Origin of the sequence: Janthinobacterium sp. Mn2066 (assembly GCF_049319705.1) — a bacterium.
Lineage (GTDB): Bacteria > Pseudomonadota > Gammaproteobacteria > Burkholderiales > Burkholderiaceae_D > Janthinobacterium.
The window spans coordinates 218,973-237,977 of the sequence record NZ_JBMOUF010000011.1 but is presented as its reverse complement, the minus strand read 5'-3'; the positions used below and the strand labels follow the sequence as shown (position 1 = coordinate 237,977).

19 protein-coding genes are annotated in these 19,005 nt (G+C 61.9%); 11 read left to right on the top strand and 8 right to left on the bottom strand.

Features of this window, described 5'->3' with window-relative positions; translation table 11 throughout:
- Positions 1-510 precede the first annotated feature (510 nt).
- The 3 genes from ACL9RI_RS21815 (at position 511) to ACL9RI_RS21805 (ending at position 4,747) form a co-directional block, all read left to right on the top strand.
- The gene (locus ACL9RI_RS21815) at positions 511-3,690 is read left to right on the top strand and encodes a di-heme oxidoredictase family protein (protein WP_422728590.1); all 3,180 of its coding nucleotides are present in this window, start codon (positions 511-513) and stop codon (positions 3,688-3,690) included.
- Between the two features lie 123 nt (positions 3,691-3,813).
- Positions 3,814-4,221: a GFA family protein gene (locus tag ACL9RI_RS21810; protein WP_422728589.1), complete on the top strand. Its 408-nt coding sequence runs from the start codon at positions 3,814-3,816 to the stop codon at positions 4,219-4,221.
- Between the two features lie 151 nt (positions 4,222-4,372).
- Positions 4,373-4,747, top strand: a complete 375-nt coding sequence (locus ACL9RI_RS21805) for a hypothetical protein (protein ID WP_422728588.1) — start codon at positions 4,373-4,375, stop codon at positions 4,745-4,747.
- A gap of 113 nt (positions 4,748-4,860) precedes the next feature.
- Here ACL9RI_RS21805 and ACL9RI_RS21800 read toward each other — a convergent pair whose 3' ends face one another.
- The gene (locus ACL9RI_RS21800; protein ID WP_422728587.1) at positions 4,861-5,211 is read right to left on the bottom strand and encodes a CzcE family metal-binding protein; all 351 of its coding nucleotides are present in this window, start codon (positions 5,209-5,211) and stop codon (positions 4,861-4,863) included.
- 239 nt (positions 5,212-5,450) lie between these two features.
- Between ACL9RI_RS21800 and ACL9RI_RS21795 the strand changes: the two genes are divergently transcribed.
- Positions 5,451-5,699: a DUF3297 family protein gene (locus tag ACL9RI_RS21795; RefSeq protein WP_422728586.1), complete on the top strand. Its 249-nt coding sequence runs from the start codon at positions 5,451-5,453 to the stop codon at positions 5,697-5,699.
- Here ACL9RI_RS21795 and ACL9RI_RS21790 read toward each other — a convergent pair.
- Genes ACL9RI_RS21790 through ACL9RI_RS21780 form a run of 3 tightly spaced genes read right to left on the bottom strand, consistent with a single transcriptional unit; the run spans position 5,696 to position 9,545 of the window.
- Complete coding sequence (locus ACL9RI_RS21790; protein WP_422728585.1) at positions 5,696-6,604, bottom strand: putative DNA-binding domain-containing protein; 909 nt, start codon at positions 6,602-6,604, stop codon at positions 5,696-5,698. The two genes, ACL9RI_RS21795 and ACL9RI_RS21790, sit on opposite strands and share 4 nt — an antisense overlap.
- Positions 6,601-7,530, bottom strand: a complete 930-nt coding sequence (locus ACL9RI_RS21785) for a DUF692 domain-containing protein (protein WP_422728584.1) — start codon at positions 7,528-7,530, stop codon at positions 6,601-6,603. Before ACL9RI_RS21785 ends, ACL9RI_RS21790 begins: the two co-directional genes overlap by 4 nt.
- The gene (locus ACL9RI_RS21780; RefSeq protein WP_422728583.1) at positions 7,530-9,545 is read right to left on the bottom strand and encodes a ferritin-like domain-containing protein; all 2,016 of its coding nucleotides are present in this window, start codon (positions 9,543-9,545) and stop codon (positions 7,530-7,532) included. Before ACL9RI_RS21780 ends, ACL9RI_RS21785 begins: the two co-directional genes overlap by 1 nt.
- Positions 9,546-9,792: 247 nt before the next feature.
- Here ACL9RI_RS21780 and ACL9RI_RS21775 point away from each other — a divergent pair, with 247 nt between their 5' ends.
- A complete protein-coding gene (locus ACL9RI_RS21775) occupies positions 9,793-10,410 on the top strand; it encodes a hypothetical protein (RefSeq protein ID WP_422728582.1) in 618 nt (205 codons plus the stop codon).
- 101 nt (positions 10,411-10,511) lie between these two features.
- On the opposite strand, the gene ACL9RI_RS21770 is transcribed toward ACL9RI_RS21775, so the two are convergent.
- Positions 10,512-11,330 carry a glutaminyl-peptide cyclotransferase gene (locus tag ACL9RI_RS21770; protein WP_422728581.1) on the bottom strand — a complete coding sequence of 273 codons (819 nt, stop codon included), beginning with the start codon at positions 11,328-11,330 and terminating at the stop codon, positions 10,512-10,514.
- Positions 11,331-11,357: 27 nt separating this feature from the next.
- Positions 11,358-12,266 carry a LysR family transcriptional regulator gene (locus tag ACL9RI_RS21765; RefSeq protein ID WP_422728580.1) on the bottom strand — a complete coding sequence of 303 codons (909 nt, stop codon included), beginning with the start codon at positions 12,264-12,266 and terminating at the stop codon, positions 11,358-11,360.
- A gap of 159 nt (positions 12,267-12,425) precedes the next feature.
- Here ACL9RI_RS21765 and ACL9RI_RS21760 point away from each other — a divergent pair, with 159 nt between their 5' ends.
- Together ACL9RI_RS21760 and ACL9RI_RS21755 are read left to right on the top strand one after the other, a co-directional pair.
- A complete protein-coding gene (locus tag ACL9RI_RS21760) occupies positions 12,426-12,824 on the top strand; it encodes a CidA/LrgA family protein (protein ID WP_422728579.1) in 399 nt (132 codons plus the stop codon).
- A complete protein-coding gene (locus tag ACL9RI_RS21755) occupies positions 12,821-13,516 on the top strand; it encodes an LrgB family protein (RefSeq protein ID WP_422728578.1) in 696 nt (231 codons plus the stop codon). The genes ACL9RI_RS21760 and ACL9RI_RS21755 overlap by 4 nt, the downstream gene beginning before the upstream one ends.
- Here the strand turns inward: ACL9RI_RS21755 and ACL9RI_RS21750 are convergent.
- Both ACL9RI_RS21750 and ACL9RI_RS21745 read right to left on the bottom strand, forming a co-directional pair.
- Positions 13,513-13,875, bottom strand: coding sequence for a hypothetical protein (locus tag ACL9RI_RS21750; protein ID WP_422728577.1), 363 nt, complete (start codon positions 13,873-13,875; stop codon positions 13,513-13,515). The two genes, ACL9RI_RS21755 and ACL9RI_RS21750, sit on opposite strands and share 4 nt — an antisense overlap.
- On the bottom strand, positions 13,875-14,558 hold the full coding sequence (locus tag ACL9RI_RS21745; protein ID WP_422728576.1) for a TetR/AcrR family transcriptional regulator: 684 nt from the start codon (positions 14,556-14,558) through the stop codon (positions 13,875-13,877). The genes ACL9RI_RS21750 and ACL9RI_RS21745 overlap by 1 nt, the downstream gene beginning before the upstream one ends.
- 79 nt (positions 14,559-14,637) lie before the next feature.
- On the opposite strand from ACL9RI_RS21745, the gene ACL9RI_RS21740 reads away from it, so the two are divergent.
- The 4 genes from ACL9RI_RS21740 to ACL9RI_RS21725 all read left to right on the top strand — a co-directional run bounded on the left by ACL9RI_RS21740 (position 14,638) and on the right by ACL9RI_RS21725 (position 18,908).
- A complete protein-coding gene (locus tag ACL9RI_RS21740; RefSeq protein ID WP_422728575.1) occupies positions 14,638-15,768 on the top strand; it encodes an FAD-dependent oxidoreductase in 1,131 nt (376 codons plus the stop codon).
- Positions 15,769-15,834: 66 nt separating this feature from the next.
- Positions 15,835-16,917: a tRNA 2-selenouridine(34) synthase MnmH gene (mnmH, locus tag ACL9RI_RS21735; protein ID WP_422728574.1), complete on the top strand. Its 1,083-nt coding sequence runs from the start codon at positions 15,835-15,837 to the stop codon at positions 16,915-16,917.
- Between the two features lie 36 nt (positions 16,918-16,953).
- Positions 16,954-18,018, top strand: coding sequence for a selenide, water dikinase SelD (gene selD, locus ACL9RI_RS21730; protein WP_422728573.1), 1,065 nt, complete (start codon positions 16,954-16,956; stop codon positions 18,016-18,018).
- Between the two features lie 23 nt (positions 18,019-18,041).
- Positions 18,042-18,908, top strand: a complete 867-nt coding sequence (locus tag ACL9RI_RS21725; RefSeq protein ID WP_422728572.1) for a putative selenate ABC transporter substrate-binding protein — start codon at positions 18,042-18,044, stop codon at positions 18,906-18,908.
- Positions 18,909-19,005 lie beyond the last annotated feature (97 nt).

Genomic DNA, 19,005 nt, shown 5'->3' with positions numbered 1-19,005 from the left:
CCCTCCTCCTCTTGTTTCCCCCCCCCACCTCCCCCCCCTTCCCCCCCCCCTCCCCCCCCCCCCCCTCTCCCTCCCCCCCCCCCCCCCCCCCCCCCCCCCCCCCCCCCCCCCCCCCCCCCCTCCGGCGTTAACCCGCAGAAAAGAGTCGGAATAAGCCGTTGCACAAGGCCCCGAAGATAGCCACTCTCCCGCTCATCGGCCGTCAAAAACTTACCTTTTGTCAATACGCATTAATTTTTTGTCGTTTTCAATCAAGCAATGCGATGTACGCTTGACATGCCTTTCTGCCTGCGATAACTTAGGCGCACTATTTCCATACGGCAATAGTTGCCGTATGAAATAAATTCACGCACACCCCATCCCTATCAAGAAAAACGTTTTCGGCGCCGGCCCCACCGGGCCGATAAGACGGCAGCACGGCAGGATCCGCACGGGTCGGAGAAGGTGGCGTATTTTACGCAGCGATAAAAAAGGAAGAATATGCATAATAAAGCGGTACACAGGCGGAGCATGACGATGCCCACTCTGCGCCATCTTTCAACACGGGGAGCGCCGCTGGCTTTGGCGCTATTGCTGGCAGCATGCGGCGGTGGTGGCGACGCCAACAGCCCGCAGGCGCAGCGTTTGCTGGGATCTTCCGTATCGTCGGTCGAATCGCCGCTGACGCCAGTCGGCGCCACGGCCAGCTCGTCCGAGCGGGGCGACCTGAATGCCGCAGCGGCCATCGACCACAACCTCAATACGCGCTGGGGTAGCGCATTTACGGACAACGAATACCTGACGCTCGATTTCGGCACCACGCAAACGATTACGCGCGTGCATATCGAGTGGGAAGACGCCCACGCCAGCCAATACCTGCTGCAAGTATCGGATGACAACAAGACCTGGACCACGGTCAAGGAAGTCAATGACAGCCAGGGCGGCGTCGAAGATATCACGGGCTTTTCGGGCCAGGGCCGCTACCTGCGCATGCAGGGCGTAAAACGCTCGGGCCGCTACGGTTATTCCATCCTGGAAATCCAGGCGTACACTGGCACGCCCGATGCGCAGCCGCCGACCACCGAGCCGCAGCCGCCGGTGGTCTTCGATCCAACCTTGCCTGGCGTGACCATCAAGCCGGTGGCGGCCACCTCGTCGCGCCTGGAAAATCCGGGCCTGTCGGCCGCCATGGCGATCGACGGCAAGCTCGACACCCGCTGGGGCAGCGCGTTTGAAGATGGCGCCTGGATCCAGTTCGACTTTGGCGCCAAGACGCAGGTCGGCTACATGAAGCTGCAATGGCAAGCCGCGTACGGCAAGCAATATGAGCTGCAGGTATCCGATGACGGCCAGACTTGGTCGCGCGTGCGCTACGTGGCCAACGGCCAGGGCGGCACCGAAGAGTTCTATAACCTGGGCATCAATTCGCGCTACATCCGCCTGCAAGGCGTGGCGCGCTCCTCGCAATACGGCTATTCCTTGCTGGAAGTGGGCTTCAAATCGCCAGGCAGCGATAACAGCTTGCCTGCCAACGCCACGTCGGCCTTGAAATACCCTGTCAACGGCAATGGCTGGCAACCGCTGCCAGCGGCTGCCGAACCGCTGGAAACCTTGCAATTCTCGCTGCCCGACGGCACCCTGGTGACCCGCTTCGGCGCGCGCGGCCTGGCCCGCCATGGCCGCGAGCGTGGCGAAGAGTGGAATGAAATCGGCTACGGCCCGAACGAAACGGTCGATCCGATCACCGGCTTGCCGGTCGACAAGGGTCCAGGCAACTACCTGACCTTCGTGCCGCAATACTTCAAGAACCGCACCTGGGGCGTCGAGATCATCGACAACAGCCGCGTTGCCGGCGTGACCAAGCCGACCCTGATCGTCAACCAGTACACCACCGTCGATTTCCTGAACGGTGGCGTGGCCTTCTTCCGCGGCTTCGACCGTCCGGGCGTGACCGGCTACGGCTGGATGTCGCCTGGCGAACTGGTCGACCGCAACGTGCCGGTCTGCAAACCGGTTGCCTACCCTGCCAACAACAAGCTGACCACGCCTAACGGCATCAACGGCGCCTGCACCTTGCTGGTCAAGGAATATCCAGGCCACGGCGGCCTCGATGCGAACGGCTTCCCGAATGGCCAGGACATCAAGGCGCGCGCGCTGGTGCCGGGCGACATCATCGAAGTCTCGCCATCGATGTTCACCACCACCCAGTCGATGGGCGCGATTGGCGACAATGGCGGCATCCGCTACTACTCGTACGAGTGGACCTACGTCGTCGGCGCCGGCCTGCGCCCATGGTATGGCGTGCAGCCGCGCCTGAACTCCGTGCCGCTGCCGGAAGAAACCCTGTCGGGCGGTCTCGGTTCCGTGTCCTATAACTACTCGGACAACGGCCTGTTCATGTTCCAGCAGCCGCACAACAACATCGGCATGCAAAACATGCAGCGTTTCGTTGAAGGCCGCCGCCTGGTGCACACCAACTTCACCACCGGCGACCATAATGAAAACGGCAATGACCGTTACCAGGCCGCAGTCGGCATGCAAGGTTCGCGCTTCACGCAATCGACCTGTATCGCCTGCCACGTCGACAACGGCCGCAGCCCGGCGCCGAGCTCGCTGAACCAGCGCCTCGACACCATGGGCGTACGCGTCGCCGTGACGGGTCCGGATGGCAAGCAAGTGCCGCATCCACAATACGGCACCGCGATCCAGATGAACTCCGTCTCGGCGACCGGCGCACCGCAAAACTGGGGCACCACCGTCAGCGTGGGCAGCTTCGACACGCGCAACGTCAGCCTGGCGGACGGCACCAAGGTCGAACTGCGCAAACCCGTGCTGGCCTTCGAAGGTCCGGTTCCCGAGATCTACTCGCTGCGCTCGGCCCAGCCGATGATCGGTACCGGCCTGCTCGAAGCCGTGCCGGAAGCCGACATCCTGGCCCGTGCACGCACCACGCCAGACGCCGACGGCGTCAAGGGCCAGCCGAACTATGTGTATGATCCGGAAACGGGCGTCGTGCGCATCGGCCGTTTCGGCTGGAAAGCCGGCAAGTCCACCCTGCGCCACCAGGCAGCCGAAGCGCTGATGCTGGACATGGCAGTGACCACGCCGGTGTATCCTAACCGCAACTGCATGAACGGTCCGGTGGCTTGCGCCTCGGGCGGCAAGCAGCCTGGCGTGTCGGAAGACGACCTGCAAAAGATCTCGCACTACCTGGCACTGGTGGCCGTACCGGCCCAGCGCAGCATCCCGAGCGGCTTCCCGAAAGGCGTGGCCCCACTCGAAGAGCTTGACGTCGATCCAGTGAAAGTAGCTGCCGGTTCCAAGCTGTTCCAGGGCATGCGTTGCGCCGCCTGCCATACGGTAGAGATGAAAACCGGCAACGGCCACCTGTTTGCAGAATTGCGCAACCAGACCATCCGTCCGTACACCGACCTGTTGCTGCATGACATGGGTCCTGAGCTGGCCGACAAGTTCACAGAAGGCCAGGCAGCGGGCAGCATGTGGCGTACCGCGCCACTGTGGGGCATCGGCTACTCGGATAAAGTCATGGGCACCAGCGGCAAGGCCGGCTACCTGCATGACGGCCGCGCCCGCAACCTCACCGAAGCCATCATGTGGCACGGTGGCGAAGGCACGGCAGCCCGCCAACGTTTTGCCAACCTGTCCAAGACAGACCGCGAATCGCTGCTGGCTTTCCTGAAGTCGCTGTAATACGCTAAGCAAGACCGTCACTCCCAAGTGACTGACAAGACGCCGCAGGCCGCAAGGTTTGCGGCGTCTTGCATTTCTGGGCTGCATTCCAGTACAGTCAGGCATCGCCCACGCTGAACGAGGATGGCAGTGAAAAAAACCTACCATGGCAGTTGCCACTGCGGCGCCGTGCGCTTTGCGGCCGAGATCGACCTGGCCCGCCCCACCCTGCGCTGCAATTGTTCGTATTGCCTGAAAGTACGCTGCTGGGCCAGCCTGGTGCCGCCGGACGCCTTTCGCCTGCTGGCCGGCGAGCAAGACCTGGGCATGTACCGCTTCGGCGCCGGCAAGGAAAGCCATTACTTTTGCCGCCATTGCGGCGTGCGGCCCTTCGGCCAGGGCAACTCGCCCCGCATCGGCCCCTTTTACGGCATCAGCGTGAACTGCCTCGACGACGCCTCGGTGGCGGAACTGGCCGGTGCGCACGTCACCTTTGTCGATGGCCGGCACGACGCCTGGGACACCGCGCCACAGGAAACGCGCCACCTGTAAGCCCGTGTTGATCCATGCGACCAGGAAATGGTTGCCGCCCCCTCAAGAGTTCTCCTACACGCCGGCAGGTGGTGTCCCTATGGCGCGCGCAGGGTCAGGCAGGGAGAATGGTTCAGGCAAGATCATTCACTTACCTAAAGAGGACACCATCATGGCCAGCAACGATAAAACCAGCAGCACCGGCAAACCATCGACCACCCAGCACCAGCAGAATCAGCAATCGGGCAGGCAGCCGGGCAGCCAGCAATCCACGGGCACGCAAGGCGGAACCCAGGGTGGGACCCATGAGCAGCATGTCGAGGCTGGCCGTCAAAGCCACAAGAACGATATGGACAAAGGGGACAAAGGGGACAAAGGCTCGGCTTCGCAGCAATCGGGCCAGAAAGGCGCCAGCCAGCAATCGGGGTCGGGCGGCAATGCGGGCTCAGGCTCAGGTTCGGGCTCAGGTTCCGGCATGCGCGGCGGCACGCCGGAACAGCATGCGGAAGCCGGCCGTCAAAGCCACAAGAATGATGACAAGTCGTAATTGACCGTCATCTCGACCTTGGACTTCGGATTACCCCAAATGCAAACCCTGGGGTCGGACCGCGCCGGGTTCGCCTCCGGCACGTTCGACCTTGGGGTAAATAAAAATAGTCTTTAGCCAAGGTACAGCGGATTGCCGTCGATATACACGGTCACGCCCTTGATCGCGATGCCGGCCGGCGCAAGGCGCGACAGCTTGACGCTGAAGGTTTCGGGATAAGTGTCGAAATGCCAGACGAAGCTTTTGCCATCGACATTGAATTTGACGGTTTCGCCATCTTCGACGTTGACGTAGGTGGTGGTCGCATCGATGTTCACGACACGCGCCGGCGTGTCTGGCGCTACCTGCATGCCGTAGTCGGCGGGACCGCCGGTAGGCGATTGCGCCTGTGCGGCTGGCGCCAGCATGATGGAAGACAGCGCGGCGATGGCTGCCGAGGCGGCGAGTTTTTTCAAGGTCAACATGGGTTTCTTTCAATGAGAGCGGGATGTATCGGTATCGATGGAGCGTAGTATGGCCATCGGCTCGCGCACATTTATTAAGCTTTCATGAAATTCTGATTAAAGCTTGGGAAGGCAACATGCCAGGCAGTTAATCAATATGACAACATTGCAGCGTGATAACGCTCGTCGCTGGCCGGCAAGCACGTCACCGCAACACGTCACCGTTGTCTGGATCGGCATTCTGGGCGATAATCCTGCCCATGAACGATACCACTACCTTACCCCCATTGCCCGATCGCCTGTCGATCGATCCCAGCAGCCCATACCACGTTGCCGCCGTATTCGAGCGCGACGTCGGCATCAAGTTCAACGACAAGGAACGCCTTGACGTGGAAGAGTATTGCATCAGCGAACGCTGGATCAAGGTCGCTTCCGCCAAGTCGCTGGACCGCCGCGGCCGTCCTTTGCAAATCAAACTGAAAGGCAAGGTCGAAGCGTTCTACCGCTAAGATCTTTCTGCGCATGGCACTTGAAAAGGCTGATCTTGATCAGCCTTTTTGACATCCACGGTATGGATCAGGCCGGCGTCCAGGGCCCAGGGTAGCCACAGCATGGTCTCGGCCAGTATCGCGGCCACCGGCTCGCCGCTGTCCCGGCTGGCCTGCTGCGCGCACAGCATGGCCGATGCAGGCCTGGCCGCCGCTTGCAGGAAATAAAATTGCCAAGGCTGCAAGTCATGCATGGCCAGGCGATAATTGAGGCGGCTGATTGCGACATGGCTGGCCGCCGCTTCGGGCTGGGCCGGCATGTCGTCCGCTTGCACGGCTTGCGCCTGCAGCCAGAAAGCACCGAGGGGAAATGACAGGGCCAGCAGGCGCGTGCATGGCGCCAGGCAAATCATGGGCATCTCGCCGGCCAGCCAGCCGACAGCGTGGCACAAGGTGCTCCGTGCTGTCTTTTCCAGCCCGGGCGCCCTGCCCGCTTCGCTACGGGCCCGCTCCAGCCGCGCCAGGTCGATCGGAAAACGCAGCAAGGCCGGCGCGCCGGCGCCGCTACCCGCCTGGCTGTCATGCAGGAAGCCGGCAAATCCCGCGCCCAGGTCGTACAAGGTGGGCGAACGCGAGGGGTGGCGCCAGATATAGGCGCGGGCGAAAAAATCGAACAGTTCCTCTCCCATCGTCTTGCGCAGCACGGGGTAATCGGCTTGCAGGCAGTCGAGCAGGCGCAGCACATACCCATTGGCATAGATGGACAGGCGGTCGCTGCCATCCGGCGCCGGCCGCAGCACTTGCTCCTGGCCAAGACCATGCTGTTGCCGGGCCAGTTCCACGCCCCGGGCCGCGCCGCCCGGCGTCAGCATGGCCGTCAAGAACCAGGCTTGCAATTGTTGCAGTTCCGCCTGGCCGTCATTCATGGCATGGCCTGCCTGTCAAGATGAAAAGCCAGGGGCGTAGAGACAGAAGCGCTGGCCTGCACGGGCGGGCTATCGGGTATCTCGCCCCGCATGGCGGCGTGCGCCTTGTGCAATTCGGCCAGCAGCGCCGGATAGTCGGGGATATTGGCGTCCCATTCCAGGCAGGCCGAAACGCCGCCCGTCAATTGCTGCGCCAGCGCATACAAACGCCAGACGGCTGCGGGCACGGGTGCATCGTGCGTATCGATCAAACAAGTACCGCAATCGCTGGGGCCGGCCAGGTGCAGCTGCACGATGTGGGCGGCCGGCAACTGGCGGATGTAATGGGCCGCGTCATAACCATGGTTAAACGCCGAGACATGGACATTGTTTACGTCGAGTAAAAGTCCGCAGCCGGTCGCCTCGCACAGCCGCCCCAGGAATTCCCATTCCGGCATGCTGGAACGGGTGAATTCCACATAAGTGCTGGGGTTTTCCAGGATCAGCGGGCGCCCCAGGAATTCCTGCACCTGCCGCACGCGCGCCGCCACATGGCGCAGGCTCGCTTCGTCCAGCGGCAGCGGCAGCAAGTCGTGGCTGTTCAGCGTGGCCACTCCTGTCCAGCACAAATGGTCGGAAATCCAGGCCGGCTTGCACTCTTCGGCCAGCTGGCGCAGCTTGCGCAAATACGCCAGGTCCAGCGGATCGCTGCTGCCGATCGACAGCGACACGCCGTGCATGACGACCGGCACTTGCGCCGCCACCTGTTCCAGCACATGGCGCGCATACCCATTGTGGTCGATGAAGTTCTCGCTGATGATCTCGAACCAGCCCACTTGCGGCCCGTGCTGCAGGATGTGGCCATAATGCGGATGGCGCAGCCCCAGGCCCAGGCCCAGATTGGGCAGGCCCAGCCGGGGCTGTACTGTTTGCGCAGAACCGTCCATCAGGTCGATGGCGGCAACGCCAGGCGCAAGTCACTCGGCGCTGGTTTATCCCCGGGCGTCTTGCCGCGCGCCGCCATCACCTTGCCATACGCTTGCCAGGCCTTGTCATGCACGTTTTCACCGAGGGTGAAACTGAGCGTGTCCTTCAACGGTAGCGGCGTGTGTTCCGGTGCGGGGCCGAAGTCATACAAGGCCATGCTGGCCGGTGTGGGATTGGGGAACAATTGCGACGCAGAAATCGGCACGGCGCAGCCGCCGAAACCCGCGCATTGATTGTCGCTGGGTGCGCTATACACCGTGACGCCTGGCGCAGGCGGCTTGGGCGCGCCGCACAGATTACCCGCCACCTTGCTGACCTTGGCCGAATGGCCGCAGGAGGAAGCGCCGCGCGGGCCCGTGGCAGTATCGACCTGGGCAAAGCCGCAGCCGCCCTGCGCCCGGCAGCCGTTGGAGCCGCGGCAGGTATGGTAGACGGCCAGCGCCGCGCACGATGCGGCCTCGCCTTCCAGCTGCATGCCCTGGCAGGCGTGGTACAGCACGTCTTTTTCCGGCAGCGGCACGCCCGTGGCCAGGGATGGCGCCTGGCCCAGCACGGCCCAGCAGATGGCCATGCGGTCGCCCGCGCCCACCATCGAGGGATATGGAAAATCCGTATCCTGTTTGAGCCAGTAGGTATCGAGCACGGACGTGATGCCATAGATGGCGCCGGTGGCCACCGTGCTCAGCATGGCGTGCGTATCGGACTTGTCCTTCAGGCGGTTCAAGGCGCCGGCCACGTCGTCCGGTGTGGGTATATTGGTCGGCGCGCTGGCCGGCTTGTAGTCGCCATTGGTCAGCATGGCCACGTCCCAGCGGTTGCCCTGTGCATGCCATGAAGCCCAGGTCTTGACGGGCAGCTTGTCTTTCACCTGGCCAAAGCGTTCATAGTGGTCGTATTCGGCGCTGTCGTGGCGCGCCGCCGCGTCGCGCGAGCAAGGGGCATCGCCGCCGCTATTGGTGTACGAGGGATAATCGGCTTCCAGCGCGGCCCGGTCTTCGCGGTAATCGGGCTTCACGGCGGCCAGCATGACGCTGCGGCGGTAGCGCTGGATGGCCGTATCGCTGCCCTCGCCCTGGTCGGTGATGGCCGCCATCATGTCGATCGCCTTGTTGAAGGAGCGCACCTGGCCGCCATCCTGGTCTTGCGGGCCGAAACAGGTGTCGAAGCGGGGAAATTCCGCCTGCTTGTGGCCGTCGACCTGGCTGTTGAACATATCCTGCTGCACCGAACCGTTGACGAACAGCTTCTGCCACAGGGTTTCGCCATCCGCATATTCGATGCTGATGTAGCGCGCATAACATTCGTACATATAGCCGATGGTGCCGAACAGGGGCAAGTCGTGCACGGACTTGCCCGGCGTCCAGCCGGCCAGCGGCACTTCCGGGAAATACTTGGTATGGTCGATACTATCGTAGGCTTTCAGCTGTTCGCGCGCCTGTTCCTCGGGCTGTTCGATGGCCAGGAACAGGTCGCACTGGTTGGCGTTCAGCTCTTCCAGGTTGACCCGCACGTGCCGGTAGCCGGAGGTGTCCTTCAGGTCGACGATATGGGGAATCACGCTGAGATCCTTGCCATAGCAGGTCCAGCCATGCTGCTGGTCCTGCAGTTCGGTGCCCGTAAAGCAGGGCGCGGCGCCGATGGCCGTGCTCAGGTTGGCCGCCATCTGCAGATGCAGCATTTCCTGGATGAATACGCTGAAAATGATATTGAAGGCGTGCTGCTCGGGCGTGTCCGGCCTGGCCGTGGTGCTCATGCCCGGCCACTGCCGCCCTTCGTAATAGCGTATGCCACTGGAATTGATCTGGTGCGTGCCCTGTATAGAATACATGGTGCACATGTATAGCGGGATGGTAAACAGTTCCACGCTGACGGCCGCCTGGGCAATGGCGCGCACGGCGGCGGTATCGGTGGCAAGGTACTCCAGGGGGCGGTTGAGGATGGCTGGCTGCGTACTTCCTAAAACGGGCATTTTCATTCTTGTCTCCACAGGAAAGATGCGTTTCGGATGCTAATTGCTGGCTGGCAAAGTGTGCGGCTGGAAGATCATACGACAAACAAATATGCTTATGCCATCTTTGCCATTTTATTTTTTCTGACATCTTTTAATGACAATTGGATAGTTTTTTGGCCCCGTAAATGTGTAAGGTCATGCCACCATCGCCCGATGGCGCCACCCTGCAAGCGCTGCCGCCAGCGCGGCACCACCACGGAGTATATTTGCCATGTCCATCATGCTGAACTTCATCAACCGCTGCCACGACAGCAACAATGCAAAGGTCGTCATCTTCCAGAAAAACGTGGCCACCAGCTTCGATGAACCGACCGTCGCCTGGCGCGTGATCGAGCATCGCGGCGTATCGCACAACCACCCGTTCAGATTCCCGATGTCGATGGCGGTCAGTGCCAGCGATAGCTGGGGCAACCACACGCCGCAAATCACTGCGCAAAACGGCAATAGGTACCACGTCGAGCTGACGAGTTCGGGCGATACCCTGTCGTATTGCGGCCCAGCGACCAGCAGCCGCGAGGTGCAGGTGCGTAACGACCGGCCCAGTGGTGCCATCAATGCCTGCATCTACAAGGAAGGCCGGCTGCTGGCCATCAAGACCAGTATCGCGCCCGGCCAGCAGGCCGTGTTCGAATTCAGGCCAACCATCTGGATAGGCGCGGCGCCGCAGGTCACCGAAGGCGAGGTCATGGATTCGGCCATCCTGTCCGACGTCAATACCGAACTGTCGCTGCTGGGCATCGCCAGCGCCGACATCGTCATGACCGGCGGCGGCCCGGGTCCGGATTCGACGCCGTTCACGTTCCATCTGGAAAATATCCAGATGGCCTGAACAAGCCCGGTGGCATCGCCGGTGCGGTCGACCTGAACCGTTATCCAGGCTCGCCGGCGCAATGACAGATGCTGCTGTGCGGATAAGGCCCTTGCCGGCGATCAGCGCCCTTCGATGCGGATCAGCTCGATCTCGAACAGCTTGGGCCACAGCTTGCCGGTGACAAACAGACGCTTGCCGCGCGCATCCCAGGCGATGCCGTTCAGTACGGCGTCGGGGTTGTCGGTGCCCCGCTGGTCCGCTGGCAGCAAGCCCGTCAGGTCGATCCAGCCGACTACATTGCCGCTGGCCGGGTCGATGCGGGCGATCACATCGGCGCCCCAGACGTTGGCAAACAGCTGGCCGTCGACCATTTCCAGTTCATTCAGGCGCGTGATCGGCTTGCCTTCGGCCTTGACTTCGACGCGGCGCACTTCGGCCAGGGTTTTCGGGTCCAGCACGCGGATGAAGGCGCTGCCGTCGCTCATGTAGACGTATTTGTGGTCGCTGGCCAGGCCCCAGCCTTCGCCCGTATAGCTGAACTTGCGCTTGAGCTTGAAGGTTTTCTGGTCGAACACATAACCGACTTGCGAGGTCCAGGTCAGGCCGATGATTTCGTCACCCACATCGGTGATGCCTTCGCCAAACACCTGCTTGTCCATCATGGTTCGCTGCAGCACTTTGCCGGTGGTCAGCTCGACCTTGCGCAACGACGATTGCCCGTTCTGGCCCGTGCTTTCATACAGATGGCCATCCTTGAAAATCAAGCCTTGCGTGAACGCCTGCGTATCATGAGGATAGGTATTCTTGACGAAGTAACCATACACGGGGATGGCAGCCTGGGCGTAGCCCATCTCGCTCATCAGGCCCACGGTGCATAACAAGCCCAGCAGCAAAGATCCCGCGTGGCGCTTCCAATTGGCTTTCCCGGTGGTGTACATGTGTGGTGGCAAAAAGTGGAGAAGCGCCTATTGTAAGCGGGCCGCGCGCGCCATGTGCGAACGCAGTAATTCGACCCAGGCGCGGGCTGCAAACGACAGCCTGCCGCCACGGCGCCAGGCCAGCATCAGATTCCATTCCAGCACCGGTTCCGTCACGGGCACGATGGCGAACTGGTGCGCGTCCAGGGTGTCGCAAAACGTTTTCGGCAACAGGCAGACACCGACGCCCAGGCGCACCAGCGAGGCGATAAAATCCCACTGGCCGCTGCGGCCCGCAATGCGCGGCGTAAATCCTGCCTGCTGGCAGGCGGCCAGCACCACGTCGTTGAGGGCGTAGGAATCGCCATAAAATACAAACGGACTGTCAGACAGTTCGCGCATGGCTACTGTCTGCCGGCCGCGCCAGGGCGATTCCAGCGGTGCCAGCAGGCACAAGGGCGAGCGCACCAGCGGCAGCGCCTCGAAATCTTGCCAGATCTCCGCATTGCCTGCGTAATCGAGCATGGTGCCCAGTTCAACATTCCCCTTGCGCAATTCACGCTCGATTGCCTGCGAGCCGCTTTCATACATTTTCAGTGCGATGCGCGGGTAGCGCCGGTGATATTCGGCCAGCCACGGCGCCATCACCGAATGGGTCTGCGGCGATACGCCGATGCACAGTTCGCCACGCTCCATCTGTTGCAGGTCGCGCAATTCCACACCGAGTTCCGCATGCAGTGCCAGCAAGGCATGCGCACGCGACAGCACCACCCTGCCCGCATCCGTCAGGGTAAAGCGCTTGCCCTGGCGGTCCAGCAGATCCAGGCCCAGCGACTGTTCCAGTTGCGCAATCATCTTGCTGACGGTCGGCTGCGTCACGTGCAGCCTGGCGGCGGCGCGCGTAAAACTGGCTTGTTCGACCACTTCGACGAAGTAGCGCAAAGAGCGTATATCCATGATGCATTCCAATATCGAATGATATACATGATTTTAAGTCATTTTATCTTTCGATGAGCGGGCCCTACAATAGCATCTCCCTCTTCCTGAAAGCCAGTCTTGAAAGCCCCCGCCCGTCCTGCGCCGTATTCCACCCTGTCTTTTCATCTATGGACACCCATGCAAACCTTATGGCAAGTGGGGCTGCTGATCGTGATCTGGTGGCTGGCTGACCGTGTCGTCAACGCTGTGCATTTGCCGCTGTCCGGCGGCGTGGTCGGCCTGTTCGTGCTGGTGGCCTTGCTACTGTCGGGCAAGGTGCGCCCGGCCAGCGTGGAACGGGGCGCCAACTGGCTGCTGGCAAACATGCTGCTGTTTTTTATCCCGCTGGTGGTGTCGGTGGTGCAATTTACCCAGTTGCTGAAAGACCAAGGCTTGAGCTTGCTGCTCGATATAGGCCTCGGTTTCATCTGCGTGCTGCTGGTCACGGCCTGGACTGTGGAGCACGTGTGCCGTTACGAACGGCAGCGGCGCCTGGCCATGCTGCGCCGCCAGCGCGCCGCACGGAGGGCCGCATGAGCATGCTGCCATTGATATTTTTGCTGCTGACCCTGGTCCTGTTTTACTCCAACCAGGCTTTGCACCGCCGCCACCCGCACTTTTTGCTGACGCCGGCCATTTGCACTTCGGCCATCCTGATCGCCACCCTGGCCGCGACGTCGACCCCGTTTGCCACCTATTTTGGCGAAACGCAGTGGCTGTCGTGGCTGCTGGGTCCTGCCACCGTGGCGTTTGCCCTGCCGCTGTACCAGGAACGCAAGCTGATCCGCAAGCACTGGCTGGCCCTGTCGCTGGGCAGCCTGGCAGGCATCGCCGCCTCGCTGCTGGCCACCGTGCTGCTGGACCATGTGCTGGGCTTGCACGGCAGCATGGCGCGCAGCCTGCTGGCCCGCTCCGTTTCCACACCCTTCGCGCTGGAAGCGTCACGCCATATGGGCGGCTCCAGCCAGCTGACGGGCGTGTTCGTGATCATCACGGGGCTGTTCGGCTTGTTGCTGGGCAGGCCGCTGCTGCAGCTGCTGCCCTTGCGCATGCGTATCGCCCGTGGTGCGCCATACGGCGCGGCTGCGCATGGCTTCGGCCTGTCCGTAGCGCGCAAGGTGGGCGGCGAAGAAGGCGCCGTGGCCAGCCTGACGATGATTTTCTCGGGCATCGTCACGGTACTGCTGTCGCCGCTGCTGGGGCCATTGCTGGGACGGCTGCTGGGCTAATCTGTCTCCAGCAGCCTGAAAGCCAGCGAGTTTTGGGCATAGTCGGCAACCAGGGTGAGGTCCGTCGCTGCCCCTGCCGACCATAATTGACACCACACCCGCCTGGACTGCGGCTCGTCCTGCATCTCGTCGCTGTCAAACGGCACCCTGCCCGTCCTGTCTGCCTGGAACGCCAGCGCATACGGCGGCAGCGTCAATTGTTCAAGGTTGTCGCCCGACGAAACCAGCTCCTCGCTAATCTCTTCAGCAATGGCCCGGTTGATGCCAAAGTGCGCTAAAGCAGCTGCATCGCCGCTCTGGATGGCCTTCAACAGCTCGCCAGCGAGCCGATACGCGGTATCGTTGTCAAATACTGTCATTACCTGGTTCCCGTGTTGTGAAGCATGCCTTGCACGATCAAATCGATCCCTGCCAGAAAGTCCGCCCGGTCGTCATGCTCGCGCAATTTCGTAGCCACGCTGCGGGTAAACGGATAGTCTTGCGCATCGAGTTGCGACCAGGCAGCCGACAGGGTTTCCAGGAAATGCGTTCGTTCCAGATCCTGGACCCGGGCGATCGATGCATTGGCCGCATTCTGGCCGCCGACGCCCAGCAGATAATTCAACAAGGTACAGGTAGCCACCCATTGCTGGCTAGCAGGCACGCCCAGCGCGGCCACCTGCTGGCCCAGCCGCTCCAGCAGACGCACGGTGGGCAGCTGGCCCGGCGCTTGTGACAAGGCCGAGCCCAGCCAAGGATGTTGGTCCATGGCATCAAACACAGCCAGCGCCAGGGTCTGGATGTTTTGCCGAGGCGTTGCATCAGGCAGGGCATCGCCGATAGCCCGGGCCATGATCACATCGGACGCCGCCGTAAACAAGGCATCCTTGTCCGCCACATGCCAGTAAATCGCCCCTGCGCCCGTGGCCAGCTTCGTTGCCAGCGCTCGGAAGGTCAGGCCGCCCTCGCCGCTGCTGTCGAGCAATGCGATTGCCGCATCGATGATGGTGTCGCGCGATAAGGCTGCTTCGCGTCTTGATTTTGCCGTTACATTTTCAGTCATCACTTATCTTGACACAGATGTTAGCCAGGCGCAAAATTCAAATGGAACACCGTTCCATTAACTTGAAAGAAACACTACCATGCATACTCCTATCGCCATCATCGGCGCGGGCCTGGGCGGCTTGACGCTGGCCCGCGTGCTCCACGTGCACGGCATCGCCGCCACAGTCTACGAGGCAGAAGCCTCGGCGCAGGCGCGCAGCCAGGGCGGCATGCTCGACATCCACGATTACAACGGGCAACTGGCGCTCAAGGCGGCCGGCCTCTTCGAGGCGTTCCAGGCCATTATCCATCCAGGCGGCGAAGCCACCCGCATGCTGGGCAGCCAGGGCGAGCTCTTGTTCGAACAGGCGGACGACGGCAAAGGTGGCCGGCCTGAAGTGCCGCGGGGAGAGTTGCGCCGCATCCTGCTCGAGTCCTTGCCCTTCGGCACGGTGCGCTGGGGCCATAAACTGACGTCCGTCCAGGCACTGGGCGATGGACAGCACAGCTTGCACTTTGCCAATGGCACCACAGTCACCACCGGCTTGCTGGTCGGCGCGGACGGGGCCTGGTCCAAAGTCCGCCCGCTGGTTTCCGACGCAAAACCGGTGTACACCGGCACCTCCTTCGTTGAAACGTATCTGTTTGACAGCGACCAGCGTCACCCGGCCAGCGCTGTAGCCGTCGGCGGCGGCGCGCTGTTTTCCTTGACGCCCGGCAAAGGCATACTGGCCCACCGCGAACCCGACGGCGTGCTGCATACCTATGTGGCCTTGCGCAAACCGCAGGAATGGTTCGCCGGCATCGACTTCAGCGATGCGGCTGCCCTGGCCCGCGTGGCGGCCGAGTTCGACGGCTGGGCGCCGGCGCTGACCGCCCTGATCACCGATGGCGAAACGCCGCCCGTGCTGCGCGCCTTGCATGCCCTGCCCCCCGACCACCGCTGGCCAAGGGCGCCCGGCGTAACCTTGCTCGGTGACGCAGCCCATTTGATGGTGCCATCGGGCGAAGGCGCCAACCTGGCCATGTATGACGGCGCCGAACTGGCGCAAGCGCTTGCCGCCCACCCCGGCGACGTGGAAGCAGCGCTGCTGGCCTATGAAACAGCGCTGTTCCTGCGCAGTGCGAAAGAGGCGCAAGACGCTGAAAATCTTTTCAAACTCTGCTTCGGCGACGAGGCGCCGCATAGCCTGGTGCGCTTTTTCAACGGTTTTCAGGAAGCAAAGTGACAGGCGCTGACGCGGGCCACGTTTATCGGGGATAATAGGCGTCCACGTCCTGTCAACTTTGCCACAATGAAATATCCAGCCGTCTTGCCTTTCGGCGAGATCCTGCCGCGCCTGGGCGCCTTCGATGCCATCATCGATGTGCGCAGTCCTTCCGAATTTGCCGAAGACCATCTGCCGGGCGCCATCAACTTGCCCGTGCTCAATGACGAAGAGCGCGTGCGCGTGGGCACCCTGTACAAGCAGACCAGCGCTTTCGAAGCCAAGAAGCTGGGCGCGGCCTTGATTGCCGCCAATATCGCCCGTCATATCGAACAGCATTTCCTGAGTTTTCCGCAAGACTGGAAGCCGCTCGTGTATTGCTGGCGCGGCGGCAACCGCAGCGGCGCCATGGTGCACATCCTGGCGCGCATCGGCTGGCCCGTGACCCAGCTCGATGGCGGCTACAAGGAATACCGGCGCCATGTGAATGCCGAGCTGGCCGAGCTGCCCGCCAGGTTTGACTTCATCAACGTGCTGTGCGGTCCCACCGGCAGCGGCAAGAGCCGCTTGCTGCAAGTGCTGGACCGGCAAGGCGCGCAAGTGATCGACCTGGAGCACCTGGCGGCCCACCGCGGTTCCGTGCTGGGCGGCTTGCCGGAAGCGGAGCAGCCATCGCAAAAAACGTTTGAAAGCAGCTTGTGGCAGCAATTGCGCCATTTCAACCCGGCGCTGCCCGTGTTCGTGGAATCGGAAAGCAAGAAAGTGGGCCGCTTGCGCGTGCCCGACGCGCTGATGGACAAAATGCGCGCCGCCGACTGTACTGCCGTGCAACTCGATACCCGCCACCGCGTGCAATTGCTGATCGACGATTATGGCCATTTCGTGGCCGATCCGGCCGCGTTGGGCGTGCAACTGGGCCATTTGACGCAGTTGCACGGCCGTGAAAAGATCCATCACTGGCAGCAACTGGCACTGGCCGGCCGCATGGCTGAACTGGTGGAAGAATTACTGCTCCAGCATTACGACCCGGCTTACCAGCAATCGATCAGGCGCAATTTCAGCCGCTACGAACAGGCCGCGCCGCTGGTCTTGAACGATATTTCCGAGCAAGCTTTTGAACTTGCCGCGAAAGCATTATGTGCTATCGTCGGCAATAAAAACTCGCCTTGAATTTGCTCCCCGTACATCTTATCCGCAGGAATCCTTATGTCAGATAGCGCAGCAACCCAAAACACCCCTATCCGCCTGACCGAGTTCGCCCATGGCGGCGGCTGCGGCTGCAAGATCGCGCCCGGCGTGCTGGCCGACATCTTGAAAGGCAGCGGCGGCTTTCCCTTGCCGAAAGAATTACTGGTCGGCATAGAAACCTCGGACGACGCAGCCGTCTACCAGCTCAACGACGAGCAGGCACTGATCGCCACCACCGATTTCTTCATGCCCATCGTCGACGACCCGTTCGACTTCGGCCGCATCGCCGCCACCAATGCCATTTCCGACGTGTACGCCATGGGCGGCACGCCCATCATGGCGCTGGCCCTGGTCGGCATGCCGATTAATAAACTGCCGGTGGAAACCATCGGTTTGATCCTGAAAGGCGGCGAAACCGTCTGCGCCCAGGCTGGCATCCCGATTGCGGGCGGCCACACCATCGATTCCGTCGAACCGATTTATGGCCTGGTCGTGCTGGGCCTGGTACACCCGTCGCAAGTGAAACGCAACGCGGGCGCGCGCGCCGGCGACAAGCTGGTGCTGGGCAAGCCGATCGGCGTGGGCATCCTGTCGGCCGCGCTGAAAAAGAATGCACTCGACGCGGGCGGCTATGCCTCGCTGATCGACAACACCACCAAATTGAATACCCCCGGCAAGAAACTGGCCCTGCTGGACGGCGTGCATGCGCTGACCGACGTCACGGGTTTTGGCTTGCTGGGCCATACCCTGGAACTGGCGCGCGGCGCCCAATTGCAGGCGCAGATCCAGCTGGCTGAAGTGCCGCTGCTGCCGCAGGTGCGGCAACTGGCCGACAACGGCAATATTACGGGCGCATCGAACCGCAACTGGCAAGGCTACGGCGCGCAAGTGCAGCTGGCCGACAGCCTGAGCGCCATCGACAAGGCGATCCTGACCGATCCGCAAACGGCGGGCCCGCTGCTGGTGGCGTGCGCGCCGGAGGCTGTCGAGCAGGTGCTGGCGATCTTCCGCGATGAAGGGTTTGCCGAGGCAACGGTGATCGGCGAGATGGCTGAAGGCAGTACCGGGGTTTCCGTATTTTAATCAGTTAAAAAGAGACACATACCATGAGCGCTTTTTCCAAATTTACCGCCATCCTGGTCACCGTGGCCAGCACCCTGACCATCCATTGCGGCCTGGCGCAGGCGCAGCAAGTGCTGCGCGTGTCGGCCATCCCCGATGAAGCACCGACCGAATTGCAGCGCAAGTTCAAGCCGCTGGGCAATTACCTGGAAAAAAAGCTGAACATGAAGGTGGAATTTACGCCCGTCACCGATTATGCGGCCTCCGTGGAAGGCTTGATCAATCACAAGCTGGACATGGTCTGGTTTGGCGGCTTTACCTTCGTGCAAGCCAATGAACGCAGCGGCGGCAAGATCGTGCCGCTGGTGCAGCGCGAGGAGGACACCAAGTTCCAGTCCGTCTTCATTACCACCAGCAAGGACATCAACAAGCTGACGGATTTGAAAGGCAAGAATTTCACGTTTGGCTCGGAATCGTCCACCTCCGGCCACTTGATGCCGCGCTACTACTTGTTGGCAGCCAAGATCAACCCGGATACCGACATGAAGCGCATCGCGTTTTCCGGCGCACATGACGCCACCGTGGCCGCTGTCGCTGGCGGCAAGGTCGATGCCGGCGCGCTGAATATCTCCGTGTGGGAAAAACTGGTGTCGTCCAACAAGGTCGATCCAGCCAAGGTACGCGTGTTCTACACCACGCCCGGCTACTTCGATTACAACTGGAGCGTGCGCGCCGACATGAACCCCGCCGTGCGCCAGAAGCTGACGGACGCCTTTTTGTCGCTGAACCCGTCCACGCCCGAAGGCAAGGAAATCCTCGACCTGCAGCGCGCCAGCAAGTTCATCCCGACCAAGGCCGAGAACTACAAGGATATCGAAGCAGCTGCGCGCAATGCGGGGTTGTTGAAGTAAGAAAGCCAGAGGCGCAATTCTGGGGTCAGACCCGACGGGTCTGACCCCTGCTCTTTGTCCCTGGCTTAATCAATGTAAATGCCCCCCCCATCCACCG